Annotated in this window: 8 protein-coding genes and 1 pseudogene; 1 reads left to right on the top strand and 8 read right to left on the bottom strand. The window is 68.9% G+C overall.

All coding sequences use genetic code 11. The annotated features are described in order from the left end of the window. Window positions 1-37: 37 nt before the first annotated feature. The 6 genes and pseudogenes from trxB to QQM39_RS22300 form a co-directional block, all read right to left on the bottom strand. Window positions 38-1,006 carry a thioredoxin-disulfide reductase gene (trxB, locus tag QQM39_RS22275; RefSeq protein ID WP_301999140.1) on the bottom strand — a complete coding sequence of 323 codons (969 nt, stop codon included), beginning with the start codon at window positions 1,004-1,006 and terminating at the stop codon, window positions 38-40. Between the two features lie 168 nt (window positions 1,007-1,174). Next, window positions 1,175-2,097, bottom strand: a pseudogene (locus tag QQM39_RS22280) (hypothetical protein). After that, entirely contained in the window at window positions 2,094-2,831 is a 738-nt protein-coding gene (gene sigM / locus QQM39_RS22285; RefSeq protein ID WP_301999142.1) for an RNA polymerase sigma factor SigM, read from the bottom strand. Before sigM ends, QQM39_RS22280 begins: the two are co-directional and overlap by 4 nt. Window positions 2,832-2,852: 21 nt before the next feature. After that, the gene (locus QQM39_RS22290) at window positions 2,853-4,550 is read right to left on the bottom strand and encodes a protein kinase family protein (RefSeq protein WP_301999143.1); all 1,698 of its coding nucleotides are present in this window, start codon (window positions 4,548-4,550) and stop codon (window positions 2,853-2,855) included. 136 nt (window positions 4,551-4,686) lie between these two features. Further along, window positions 4,687-6,939, bottom strand: coding sequence for a murein biosynthesis integral membrane protein MurJ (gene murJ, locus QQM39_RS22295; protein ID WP_301999145.1), 2,253 nt, complete (start codon window positions 6,937-6,939; stop codon window positions 4,687-4,689). A gap of 45 nt (window positions 6,940-6,984) precedes the next feature. Then, window positions 6,985-9,393, bottom strand: a complete 2,409-nt coding sequence (locus tag QQM39_RS22300) for a DUF6049 family protein (protein WP_301999147.1) — start codon at window positions 9,391-9,393, stop codon at window positions 6,985-6,987. A gap of 270 nt (window positions 9,394-9,663) precedes the next feature. Here QQM39_RS22300 and QQM39_RS22305 point away from each other — a divergent pair, with 270 nt between their 5' ends. Further along, window positions 9,664-11,106 (top strand): CCA tRNA nucleotidyltransferase, encoded by a 1,443-nt coding sequence (locus tag QQM39_RS22305; protein ID WP_301999149.1) that lies wholly within the window; start codon window positions 9,664-9,666, stop codon window positions 11,104-11,106. 97 nt (window positions 11,107-11,203) lie between these two features. Here the strand turns inward: QQM39_RS22305 and QQM39_RS22310 are convergent, their stop codons facing one another. Next, complete coding sequence (locus QQM39_RS22310; RefSeq protein ID WP_301999151.1) at window positions 11,204-11,743, bottom strand: hypothetical protein; 540 nt, start codon at window positions 11,741-11,743, stop codon at window positions 11,204-11,206. Window positions 11,744-11,853: 110 nt separating this feature from the next. Beyond that, complete coding sequence (locus QQM39_RS22315; protein ID WP_301999153.1) at window positions 11,854-13,131, bottom strand: MFS transporter; 1,278 nt, start codon at window positions 13,129-13,131, stop codon at window positions 11,854-11,856. Window positions 13,132-13,187: the final 56 nt, after the last annotated feature.

Consider the following 13,187-nt stretch of genomic DNA (forward strand, 5'->3'; position numbering starts at 1 on the left):
GCTCCTTAACTTTGGTGCGTGGTGGGGTGGGTGAGGGTCAGACAGAGGTCTTCTCGGGCTCGGCCTGCTCCTCGTCCGCGAGGGCGGCGAGGAAACGCTCGGCGTCGAGGGCGGCGGAGCAGCCGGTGCCGGCCGCGGTGATGGCCTGGCGGTAGGTGTGGTCCACCACGTCGCCGGCGCCGAAGACACCGGTCAGGTTGGTGCGGGTGGAGGGCGCGTCGACCTTGAGGTAGCCCTCCTCGTCCAGCTCCAGCTGGCCCTTGAACAGCTCGGTGCGCGGGTCGTGGCCGATCGCGATGAACAGGCCGGTGACCGCCAGGTCCGAGAGCTCGCCGGTCTTGACGTTGCGCAGCTTCAGGCCGGAGAGCTTCTGCTCGCCCTGGACTTCGGCCACCTCGCTGTCCCAGACGAACTTGATCTTCGGGTCGGCGAAGGCGCGGTCCTGCATCGCCTTGGAGGCGCGCAGGGTGTCACGGCGGTGGACGATGGTCACGGACTTGGCGAAGCGGGAGAGGAAGGTGGCCTCCTCCATCGCGGTGTCGCCGCCGCCGATCACGGCGATGTCCTGGTCCTTGAAGAAGAAGCCGTCACAGGTGGCGCACCAGGAGACACCGCGGCCGGAGAGCGCGTCCTCGTTCGGCAGGCCGAGCTTGCGGTGCTGCGAGCCGGTGGTGACGATGACGGCCTTCGCCTGGTGGACCGTGCCCGCGGTGTCGGTGACGGTCTTGATCTCACCGCTCAGGTCGACGTTGACGATGTCGTCCGGGACGAGCTCGGCGCCGAAGCGCTCGGCCTGGGCGCGCATGTTGTCCATGAGCTCGGGGCCCATGATGCCGTCCTGGAAGCCCGGGAAGTTCTCCACCTCGGTCGTGTTCATGAGCGCACCGCCAGCGGTGACGGCTCCCTCGAACACAAGCGGCTTCAGCGACGCGCGCGCGGTGTAGAGCGCTGCCGTGTAGCCGGCGGGCCCGGAGCCGATGATGATCACGTTACGGACGTCGCTCACGGCTTGATTCCTCGTCTCTGGACTGCGTCGTCGGACCGGGGGAGCCCTTTCAGAACTCTCACCCCACCCAACGGATCCTAAGGGGCGCGCATTCCCACTGTGTCCGGGCACACGGTGACGCCACACTGTAGGGGTTGTCACGCCTGAGGGAGACGAAGCGCCGGATTCTCAGGAGAGCGTGTAGGAGTCCTTCAGGAGAACCTTGGCCGTGGCTGACGACGGCTGCTTCACGCAGGTCGCGTCCATGACGTAGACGGTGACCCGGGTGTTGTCCGAGGCATCGCGCAGGACGACGAGCAGGGCGTCCTTGCCTTGGTAGACACCTTCCTCAGCGGCGAGCGCCGCGTCGTTGCGGCCGATGCCTTTCTTGATGCAGTCGGGCACCGTGATCTCGCGCAGGATCTGGGGACTCTTGGTGTCCGGTCCGCCTTCCACGCCCAGGCTCCGCTCCGGGCCGCGGGAGCTACCTGGGGAGCTCTCGCTCTTGGCCAGGAGATCTGCGACCTGCTTCTCCAGTTTCGCTGCGGAGAAGGTGTCGGCGGAGGTCTGCTCACCGTTGGCCGATGGACCGGCTCCGCCGCCCATCAAAGAGGTCAGCAGCACAGAGCCGAGACCCAGGGCGGCGGCCGTGAAAGCGGCGCTGAGGACGGCGACCTTGCGTCGGCCGGCCTTCTTGCGGTCCTTCCGGCCGGGGCCGGTGGTCGAGGAGCGGGCGTGGCCTGCCGGACGGTCTGTCGTTGCCGATGTTTCACGTGAAACATGCGCGCTGTCGTCCGCTTCCGAGACCGAGCGGGCGGCGCTGGCGAACTTCGGCTGGTCGACGTCATCGGGCGCCGTGGCGTTGAGCAGTGCCTCTGCGGCGAGGGCGGCGTCGATCCGTCCCGCGACATCAGCGGGCATGTGCGCCGGTCCGGGCAGAGCGCCGAGTAGCCCCCGGATCTCCTCAAGTGATGCGTGGACGTCCGCGCACAGCTCGCACTCGTCCAGATGCCGCCGTACGTCGGCGGTCCTGGACGGGGGAGAAGACCCTCGGTGAGGTCGGAGATCTCGGCGACGTCCGGGTGCCCGGCCGTGTCTGTCGTGGAAGTCACGCTCGCCCACCTCCGCCCTTCACTGCAGCTGAATCACTCGGCCCGGTATCGCGCGGATCCGTGGCTTGCTCCGTGCTCTGTGGACCCGCTGCCGGTGGGACGGATGTCCCCTGCGTCCGGTTCCGCCTGTCGCCACGATCCTTGCCGTCACTGCCGCTTTCCGGGCGCAGATGCTTGAGGAGAGGCAGGAGTCTGGCTCTGCCGCGCGCACATCGGCTCTTGACCGTGCCGGTCGGCACATCGAGGACCCGCGCGGCCTCCGCGACGGGGTATCCCTGCATGTCCACCAGGACGAGGGCCGCACGCTGGTCCGGAGGCAGCGTGCCGAGGGCCTCCAGCAGCTGGCGGTGCAGATCGTTGCGCTCTGCCGGAGCGGAGGCCTCCTCGTGGGGCTCCAGCAACTGCTCCAGGCGCTCGGTGTCGTCGACGGGGGAGGTCTTCCGGGAGGCGGCCTTGCGGGCGCGGTCCAGGCAGGCGTTCACCGTGATCCGGTGCAGCCAGGTCGTGACGGCCGACTGGCCCCTGAACGTGTGCGCGGCCCGGTAGGCGGAGACGAGGGCGTCCTGCACGGCGTCAGCGGCCTCCTCACGGTCGCCGAGCGTCCGCAACGCCACCGCCCAGAGCCGATCGCGGTGACGCCGCACGAGCTCACCGAAGGCGTCGGGGTCGCCCTCTACATGGCAGGCGAGAAGGTCCTGATCGCTTGTGTCACCGAATGCGTTGCCATCTGCCATCGGACCCCCTCCCCCTCACTCTCAGCTGCTCACCTTGACGTCCACCACTCTGCCCCGGAATTTGCCGTCGTCGGCCTGTCGCGGCAGATCGGTCAGCCAGACCAGAAGATAGCGGGCCTTGAGGGACTCGCCGGGCTTGAGCGTCACGCTCGCTCCGGAGCCCTCGGCCACCTTGGCGTAGCTTTCGAGGGACGTCGGTTCGCTACCGGTGTCACCAGAAGCGGCGCGGAGTTCGACGGAGGTGTCGCCGACGAAGGTGATGGTCACCTTTCCGACCTGCTGGATCTTGCCGAGATCGAGGATGACTCCGACGCCCGACTTCAGCCGTCCGAAGTCGGAGCTGGTGTAGAAGCTTGTCTGCCAGTACGTGTTCGGAGCGGTGTCGTAGATCTTGTCTATGTCCCTCGGGTTCTCGGAGCCGTCCGAGCCGAGCGGGTCGAAGTCGCTGACGCCTTCGATGGCGATCGGCTTGCTGACCGGCTTCGTCTGGCCCTTGTCGTTGTCTTCCGTCGTCTGCGTCTGGTTGCTGTCCTCGGACTTGTTGCCCTGGTCCATGAGCGCATCCGCCAGCTGCCAGCTGCCAAGACCGAGGGCGGCGATCAGAAGGGCCGAGACGGCCCACTTCAGGGCCTTGCCGGTGCGGCTCTGCAGCGGGGGCGGCGGGGGCGGTACCGGCTGGGTGGCGCCAGGATGCGGGGCTTGGCGGCCGTACGTGCCCTGCTGGTACGTCGTGCGCTGATAGTCCGGCGGGGCCGTGAACGCGGGCTCCGGCGGGCGGATGCGAGGCATCTCGCCGATCGCCTTCACCAACTCCTCCGGCGTCGTACACGCGGACTCGTGCCGGGACGCTGTCGCGCCGTCGTTGACCAGCGCGCGCATGGCGAGTTCGGACAGGCCGCGGTGGACGCCGGCACGCACCTGGTCGGGGGCGATCAGGCCGACGTCCTTGGGCAGCCCGGACAAGCCGTAGGCGTCGCTCTCGTACGGCCACCGCTGGGTGAGCGCGGCGTACAGCAGCGCCCCGATGGCCTCCGTGTCGGTGCGCTGCGGGGTGTCGGAGTTGATGCCGCGCAGCGCGGCGTTCACCGCGAGGCCGCGGATGCGCCACTGGCCGGAGGAGGTGCGCAGTACGGCGTTCGGGTTGAGACGGAGGTGGGCCAGGCCCTCGCGGTGGGCGGCGGCCATGGCGGCGGACACCTGCGTGACCATCTGATGGGTCTCGTACGCCTCCAGCGGGCCGGAGGCGAGCAGCGTCGTCAGTTCGGTCGCGTCGGGGAGCCACTCGTGGACGACGTAGACCAGGTCGTTCTCCTCGACCGCGTCGAGGACCTGGACGAAGCGGGGGTCACCGAGCAGCGCGGAGGAGCGGGCCGCGGCCAGCACGGAACGGGCCCGCGCATGGTCCGCAGGCAGGATGTGGACGCCGACGGCGCGACGGAGTTTCTCGTCGACCGCACGCCAACTGCTGAAACCGTCCAGACGGGTGACGCACTCCTCCAGGCGATAGCGTCTGGCGAGCTTGTGGCCGCTGTGCAGCTCGGGTGGTGAGGCCTTTCCGGGACCCTCGGTCCCGCCACTCCCCTGTGCCTCGTCGGTGTCCGTGTCCCGCTCCCGATTCTTGGCCACCCCGTCGGCCGTGGACTGGTCCGCCTGTGCGGTCAGCGGCTCGTCGCCGCTGTTGTCTGCCACGTCGACGGCAGCCGTGCTCCGTTCCGCCACCGTCGTTCCTGCCTCCCCATCTATTGCGCGCCGTACGACTCCGTGCGCGCCGTCCGACGCCGAACCAATTGTGCCCACAGTCCGCCGCTATGCACGACACACGGTGGCGGACGATGGTTGTGCGGATACCCCAGCTTCAGCGACCCAGGCGCCCGCGGACCATGCCGACCAGTGAGTTCAGCTCTTCGATGCGCATCCGACGGGCGGCGACGAAGAAGATGCCGAGCAGCACGGCTCCGCCGGCCAGCAGGGCGGCGGAGGAGCCGAGGACGCCCTGACCGAGGGTCCGGGCGATCCCGTAGCAGGCCGCCCCGCTCAGCAGGGCTGCGGGCACCGAGGCGATGCAGAGTCTTGCGTACGTCCGCATCACCCGGGCGCCGTCCAGGTCGCCGCCCAGCTTCTTGCGCAGCCGGTTCCAGGCGACGCCGACGCCGATCGCGTAGGCCACGCCGTACGAGGCGGCCATGCCGACCACGGCCCAGCGGGGCGGAAGGACGAAGTAGCAGATGGCAGAAGCGATGGCGTTGCCAGCCGCCACGATGACCGTGTTGTAGAAGGGGGTGCGGGTGTCCTCGTAGGCGTAGAAGGCACGCAGGACGACGTACTGCACGGAGTACGGGATCAGGCCGAGACCGAAGGCCATCAGCATGAAGCCCATGTTCGTGGCCTCGCTCGTGCCCGAGGAGCCGAACATCAGCGTGCACATCGGGACGCCGAGCGAGACGAATCCGAAGGCGAGCGGCACGATCGCGACCGCCGTGGTGCGCAGGCCCTGGGAGATGTCGTCGCGCACCGCGCCGGCGTCGTCCTCGGCGGCCGAGCGGGAGATACGGGGCAGCAGGGCGGCCATCAGAGAGACGGTGATGATGGCCTGCGGGAGGCCCCAGATGAGCTGGGCGTTGGCATAGGCGGCGTAGCCGGTGCCGTCGACGCGGGAGTCGATGCCGGCCGAAGTGGACAACTGGGTCACCACGAGCGCACCCGCCTGGTTGGCCAGGACGAACAGGATCGTCCACTTGGCCAGCATGGCGGCCTTGCCGAGGCCGTGGCCCTTCCAGTCGAAGCGCAGCCGCAGCCGGAACCCGGTCTCGCGCAGGTACGGGATCATGGCGAGAGCCTGGACGACCAGGCCGAGCAGAACACCGACGCCGAGAAGCCTCTGCCCCTCCGGCGGGATGGTCGAGACCTCCATACCGGAGTGCTCCGCAGTGCCGTACACCCAGAGGAACATGCCGAGCGTCACGATGATGACGATGTTGTTCAGGACCGGTGTCCACATCATCGCGCCGAACCTGCCGCGGGCGTTGAGGATCTGACCCATCACCACGTGGACGCCCATGAAGAAGATCGAGGGCAGGAAGAAGCGGGTGAAGGTGATGGCGACCTCGTTGGCCGCGGTGTCGTTGGCCACGGGGTTGGACAGTGCGCGGACCAGGAGCGGCGCGCCGAACCACGCCAGAGTGGTGAGCGTGGCCAGAGCCACCATCACCAGTGTCAGCAGACGGTTCGCGTACGCCTCGCCGCCGTCCTCGTCGTCCTTCATCGCTCGCACCAGCTGGGGCACGAAGACGGAGTTGAGGCCGCCGCCGACAGTCAGGATGTAGATCATCGTCGGCAACGTGTAGGCGACCTGGAAGGAGTCACCGAGCAGACCGAGGCCCAGCGCAGAGACGATCATCATGGAGCGGACGAACCCGGTGAGCCGGGAGACCATCGTCCCGGCCGCCATCACAGCGCTCGACTTCAGCAGCCCACCGGCTCGCCCACCCTTTTTCGGGACAGGCGCCGGGGCAGGAGCGGGCGATGCCGCGGTCGCCTCGGCTGCCGCAGGTGGCGTAGGAGCCTCGTACGGGCCCGCAGCCGGGCCCGCGGCCGGTGCCGGGGAAGGTCCCGGGACCGTCGGCGGCTGGTACTGCGGATGCCCGCCCTGCTGCTGGTCGCGGAAGAGGTGCGCGAAGGCGTCGTGCTCGGGGCGCTCCTCGGTGGAGTGTGTGACGAGGTCGTCGACGCCCACGTATTGGGTCGTGCGGGGGTCGTCGCCGTACGGCATGTACTGGTTCGGGCCGTCCGGCTCGGGCGCCGGGGTCTGGGCCCACACGTGCGGGTCGGGGGCGTACGGCGACTGGGGCGGCGGGCCGTACAGCGGCTGCTGCGGCTGGTACGTGCCCGGAGGGGGCGGCGGGTGGGCGGCACGGTCGTACAGCGCCTCGGCGACCGGGTCCTGGGCGGTGAGGTCCTGGGCCCGGTAGGGATCCTGGTCGTAGGCGTCCTGGAGGTACATGTCCGCGGGGTGCTGCGGCGGTACCTGGCCGTGCTCGGGCGGCGGGCCCTCGGGGTGCCCCGAGCTGCCCGCGGCCTGGCCGCGGTCACCGTCGTACGGCGCGTTCATGGTTACCCCACCTCATCGTCCCGGGCCCACCGGCCACGACATCGCTCAACGGTCCACTCTCTCACCCGTGCCGGACGGGTCGGCGCTTTCCGTTGCGGTGTCCGGTGTCAGGTCACTCGGCTGCTCCGGGGCGTCTGCCCGGGTACCGGTGCCGGATTCCTCCTCAGGGAAGTCCTCGGGCGTGAGACGGTCCTCGGGGCCTTCCTGGTTCTCCGGCCCGCCGTCGGCCTCGCTCGTCTCCGTGGCGTCGTTATCCTCTGCCGCACGCGCGGCCGCACGCTTGCGCTGCGTGTACATCCGGAATCCGGCAAGGACGAGCAGGAGGAAGCCGCCGCCGATGACCAGCATCACCGTGGCCGTGAACTCGGTGACCTTCACGTCGAAGGTGACGGGTGCGCCGTACGGCTGGCCGTCCTCCGTGAACAGCTGGGCGACCACCGTCGCCTGACCGTTGGCCTGAGCCGACGTGGTGAACTTCACCGTCTGGCTGTGCCCGCCGGACACCGCGACGTCCTGTTCGTAGAAGCGCTCGCCACCGATCTCAAGCCGCCTGGGGCTCTTCGAGGTAAGCCGGAGCACCAGGTGCTCGACGCCCTGCACCAGGTTGTTCTGCACCGTCACGGGGATCGTGGCGCTGCGGCCGGAGAGCTTGGTCTCCGACTTGTCGATCAGCGTGACCTGGCCGGCCAGGGAATCGATGTACGCCTCCACGGCATTGCGATAGTCCGCCGCCTCCCCGGAGCGGCCGCGCCACGACGTGGACATCTCGCGGTTCATGGCACGCCCGAAGGGCGTCACCACGCGGGCCTCCTTGCTGAGGATGACCTTGAACTTGTCGAGCTTGTCCTGGGTGGTCGCGATCTGCTCATAGGCCGATCGCGGCAGCTCCTGCTTACGCAGCGAGGAGGGGTACTTGGAGGCCGCCGGCACGTTCGTGGCGGCGCCGGAGTCGGGCTTGGCCGTGGCCGCGGTCGTGAGCTCCTGGGACTGGGACCACGTGCCGTCCTGGAGCGCCGTCACCGCCTCCGCCATCGCCTGGGCCTGGCTCGCCGTCGGCATCCGCTGCGGGGCGACGACGATGCTGCGCTGCTTGTCCGACTGGAGGTTGAGGGCCAGGCTCTGGGCCAGGAACCTCTGCACGGCGAGCGTCGAGCTCGACGCCCTTGTCAGGTTCCCCTGGAACAACGTGGACATCCTGGCGTCCGCGACGACCGCCGTCGTGCCGCCGCCGATGGGGCGGGCCGCGGAGGGCGTGTAGGGCAGGCCGCCCGTCTCCACCAGGCTGTCGCTGCGGGTGATCACCTTGTCCGCGCCGGCGGACGTGGCGACCTTGACGATGGACGGGTCGACGGCGCCGTTCACGGGCCAGGCGAAGTCGGTGGTCGGCTCCACGTGAAGGATCGACTCGACCGTGTCGGTGGCGACGTCGGCGGCCTCCTTGAGGTGGTTCAGCGAGCCGGTGACGTTCGTGCCGTTGTGCGCCAGTGAGGCCAGGTCGGGGTCGGCGAAGGGCAGGGCGACGACCTCCTTGTCCTGCACCGCCGCCTGCAACTCGGCCAGCCACTGGTTGGCGACCGCCTGATGGGTGCCCGCCGTGGTCGTGTCACCCTCGCCCTGCACGCGGTAGTTGTCCGTCATCGCGTCCACGGAGGCCAGCAGGTCGGGGTCGATCACCCAGGTGACGTCGAGCTCCCTGCCCAGCGACACGAGCTGCTGCAGACGGCCGCCGGGGGAGATCTCCTTGGCGAGGTCGTCGTCGCGGAAGACCGGCGTCTGCGACTCGTTCGATCCCGTCTGTGCCGTCATGTGCGCGGTGGAGATGAGCGGCCACAGCACCGTCGTCCGGGTCTTCGTGTCGGCCCCGTCGGGCTGCCACGGCAGGAAGGTCCGCTGGATGCCGAGCACCTGATCCCAGGGCTGCGTGGACGTCTCGCCGGACAGGGAGACGGCGAGTGGGTAGACCCCGTCTCCCCCGAGGTCCAGATCGTCGACCGGCACGGAGATGCTGAAGCGCTGGGAGACGCCCGGGGTGAGCTTGGAGAACTCCTTGACGTACTTCCCGCCCACCGGTGCCCCGTCCAGGCTGCCCTGGTAGCCGGTGCGCCCGGCGACCGTGTCGATGGCCGAGCGCGTGTTCAGCGCGGACCCCAGGCGCAGGTCCACCTGCGCGTCGGTGACCGCCTGCTTGCCCTTGTTGGTCACCGTGCCGGACACGGTCAGCGTGTCGCCGTCGCCGGGGACAGAGGGGGTGAGCGAGTCCACAGCGACGGCCACCGTGCCCGAGTCGGAGGCGGCTTTCAGGGAGTCCTGCCCGGCGGCGTGCGAAGGCGTGGCCGCGGGCAGCTGGAGCAGGCCGGCCAGCAGAGGCGCCCCGGCGAACAGTGCTCCGGTGCGCCGCAGCCACCGGCGGGCAGGTGAGGGACTCATCCCCTGGAAGTCTGCCGCCTCGGCCACGCGCTCGCCCGTCCCTCGTCGTCGTCAGTGGTCGTCGGAATGTGCGTCCACGCATGGTAACGATGCGCGCTGAGGGGAAGTGCCGCGGTCTCCTCCACAAGATCGGTTCAGACCGTCGGCCTGTCCCGTATGTGCCCCTATAAAGGGGAGCGTTTTCGTACGTCGTAAGGGCAGGCCTTGTGCGCGTATTGACGGAGCTGTCTGTGCCCTCGGATGTGCACGTTTAATGGAGGCGGTCCCGGTCGCCCGGGCCACGTACCCTCTTATGTTGTGCCGAACGCCTACGAAGACAAGCCCAGCGCCCTGAGCCAGGCGCAGCACCGCGCGGTGAGTGAACTGCTGCGGGTTGCCCCTGTCGCTGACGACCTCGCCCGCCGTTTTCAGGAGGCCGGGTTCTCACTCGCCCTGGTCGGCGGGTCGGTCCGGGACGCGCTGCTCGGCCGGCTCGGCAACGACCTGGACTTCACGACCGACGCCCACCCTGAGGACGTACTGAAGATCGTGCGCCCCTGGGCCGACGCCGTGTGGGAGGTCGGGATCGCCTTCGGCACCGTGGGGGCGCAGAAGAGCGGCTACCAGATCGAGGTGACGACCTACCGGTCGGAGGCTTACGACCGGACCTCGCGCAAGCCCGAGGTGTCGTACGGCGACTCCATCGAGGAGGACCTCGTCCGGCGCGACTTCACGGTGAACGCGATGGCCGTCGCGCTGCCGGAGAAGGAGTTCATCGATCCGCACGGCGGGCTGGAGGACCTCGCGGCGCGGGTGCTGCGGACCCCGGGTACGCCGGAGTCGTCCTTCTCGGACGACCCGCTGCGCATGATGCGGGCGGCGCGCTTCGCGGCGCAGCTCGACTTCGAGGTGGCTCCCGAGGTGGTGATGGCCATGAAGGAGATGGCCGGGCGCATCGAGATCGTCTCGGCGGAGCGGGTGCGGGACGAGCTGAACAAGCTGATCCTGTCCGCGTACCCCCGCAAGGGGCTGACCTTGCTGGTGGACACCGGGATCGCGGATCATGTGCTGCCCGAGCTGCCGGCGCTGCGCCTGGAGAGCGACGAGCACCATCGGCACAAGGACGTCTACGAGCACACGCTGATCGTCCTGGAGCAGGCGATGGCACTGGAGGAGGACGGCGCCGACCTGACCCTCCGGCTGGCCGCGCTGCTGCACGACATCGGTAAGCCGCGCACGCGCCGCTTCGAGAAGGACGGCCGGGTCTCGTTCCACCACCATGAGGTGGTCGGCGCGAAGATGACGAAGAAGCGCATGACGGCGCTCAAGTACTCCAACGAGTTGGTGAAGGACGTCTCACATCTGGTCGAACTCCATCTGCGCTTCCACGGATACGGCACCGGAGAGTGGACGGACTCCGCTGTCCGCCGCTACGTCCGTGATGCCGGTCCGCTCCTGGACCGCCTCCACAAGCTGACCCGCTCGGACTGCACCACGCGCAACAAGCGCAAGGCCGCTGCGTTGTCCCGCGCCTATGACGGCCTGGAGGAGCGGATCGCTCAACTCCAGGAGCAGGAGGAGCTGGACGCCATCCGGCCCGACCTCGACGGCAACCAGATCATGGAGATCCTCGACGTCGGGCCTGGGCCGGTCATCGGTCGCGCTTACAAGCACATGCTGGAGTTGCGGCTGGAGAACGGGCCGATGGCGCACGACGAGGCGGTTGCGGCGCTCAAGGAGTGGTGGGCCGAGCAAGGCTGAGGCTGTGAAACGGGGGCATGTTTCACGTGAAACATGCTCCCCGGGGACGTGTTGAGGGGCGGTGTTTCACGTGAAACACCGCCCCCCTTGCGTCTGCTTACTTCTCGTACTCCTTCAGGCAGAGCAGGAAGTCGCTGCTCTTCCTGCTCTCCGTGTACGTGTACTGGAAGTCCTTGGCCTCGCTTGCGCACTTATTGCTGGCCGAGAGCTCGGTGGTGTACGAGCCTTCGATCTTGGCCAGCACCACGTACTGGGCCTCCGAAGAGCTGCAGTCGACGACCTCGAGGTCCGGGCGGGTGTCACTGGTGCTGCCGCGGTGCATGCAGTCACCGACCGCCGCCGTCTCGGCATCGTCCCGGCTGGCTATGTAGCCCCCGATGGCCACAGTCACGGCGGCCACGACGATGAGGATGTTCTTGATCGTCTTGAAACTGAGCTTGCGGCGAGGCTGCGGCGGAACCGGCGCGTACGGCGCCGCCCCCTGCGGGGGGAACCCGGGCTGGCCAGGCTGCTGCGGGTAGCCGCCCTGGGGCGGGTACGGGGCCTGGCCCTGGGGCTGGCCGTAGGGCTGCTGAGCCTGGGCGTACGGGTTCTGGCCCTGGGTGTACGGGTTGCCCTGGGGCGGCGGAGTTGTCACTTGAGGGTCCCCCTAGAACTTGGGTGCGTGGCGCGAACTAAGCGCGGAAATAAGACGCACGTAAGTTATCGGTCCCCACTGACACCCGAGCGGCCGGGAGCGGCCCTGTGTCATTGATGTGACACAGAGCGGCGTTCAAAGCGGCCCATAGCCCCAGCAACTGCCGCGTAGATAACGGCGACTGCGACAACGAGCGGTGTCGAGCGGCCGTCCGGCGGCAGTATCAGGGCGGCGACGCCGGCGGCACCGACGAAGGCGACGTTGAACAGCACGTCGTACATGGAGAAGATCCGGCCGCGGAAGCCGTCCTCGACCGAGGCCTGCACGATCGTGTCCGTCGCGATCTTCGCCCCCTGCGTCGTCAGGCCAAGGACGAATGCCGCCACCAGCATGGGAGTTGTGGCGAACGGGAGGCCGAGCGCGGGCACCAGGACCGCGGCAGCCCCCGCGCACATGGCGATCCAGCGGCCGGAGCCCAGCCGTGCCGCCGCCCAGGGGGTTGCCACGGCCGCCGCGAAGAATCCGGCGGCGGAGATTCCCAACGCCAGCCCCAGTAGGGCGAGTCCGTCATCGGCGTTCGAAGAGAAGGCGTACCGGCAGAGCATCAGCAGCGTGACCAGCAGGGCGCCGTAGCAGAAGCGCATAAGGGTCATCGTGAGCAGTGCCCAGACGGCCTCTCTCCGCGGCGGCGTGGCGAGATGGCGTACCCCTGCCGCCAGGTCGCGCGCGGTGCCGGAGATCGCCGCCGCGAGGCGCGGCTGCACCAACTCTCGATCAGGACCCAGCAGTTCTCGTGACATGCGCAGTGCCGCCAGCCCCGCGCACAGATACAGGGCGGCTCCCATGAGGACCACGGCGGCATCGGAGTCCCAGGCCACCAGCCGTACGAGGAAGGCCAGACCGGCGCCCATGCTCGCGGCGAGCGTTCCGGCGGTCGGGGAAAGGGAGTTGGCGATCACCAGACGCTCGTCGTCGACCACGCGTGGCAGCGCGGCGGAGAGGCCGGAAAGGACGAAGCGGTTGACGGCGGTGACGCATAGGGCGGAGACGTAGAAGAGCCAGTCCGGAACCTCGGTGATGATCAGGATGGCTGTCACCGAGGCCAGTACCGTGCGCAGCAGGCTGCCGTACAGAAGGACCTGGCGGCGGCGCCAGCGGTCCAGCAGGACGCCGGAGAAAGGGCCCACCAGGGAGTACGGCAGGAGCAGTACCGCCATCGCGGAGGCGATCGCGGCGGCCGAGGTCTGCTTCTCCGGAGAGAAGACGACGTACGTGGCGAGCGCGGTCTGGTAGACGCCGTCGGCGCCCTGTGAGAGCAGGCGTACGACGAGCAGGCGCCGGAAGTTCCCAAAGCGCAGCAGGACCCGCAGGTCGCGTACGACGGACATGGGGCACAGCCTCACATATGGGGAGGGTCCCCGGGCGGTGCAACCCGGGGACCCTC

Source organism: Streptomyces sp. DT2A-34, from assembly GCF_030499515.1.
Taxonomy (GTDB): Bacteria; Actinomycetota; Actinomycetes; order Streptomycetales; family Streptomycetaceae; genus Streptomyces.

Coding starts and splice junctions, on each gene's coding strand:
- sigM (WP_301999142.1), bottom strand. CDS start 2,831: ATGGCAGATGGCAACGCATTCGGTGACACAAGCGATCAGGACCTTCTC.
- QQM39_RS22315 (WP_301999153.1), bottom strand. CDS start 13,131: ATGTCCGTCGTACGCGACCTGCGGGTCCTGCTGCGCTTTGGGAACTTC.
- murJ (WP_301999145.1), bottom strand. CDS start 6,939: ATGAACGCGCCGTACGACGGTGACCGCGGCCAGGCCGCGGGCAGCTCG.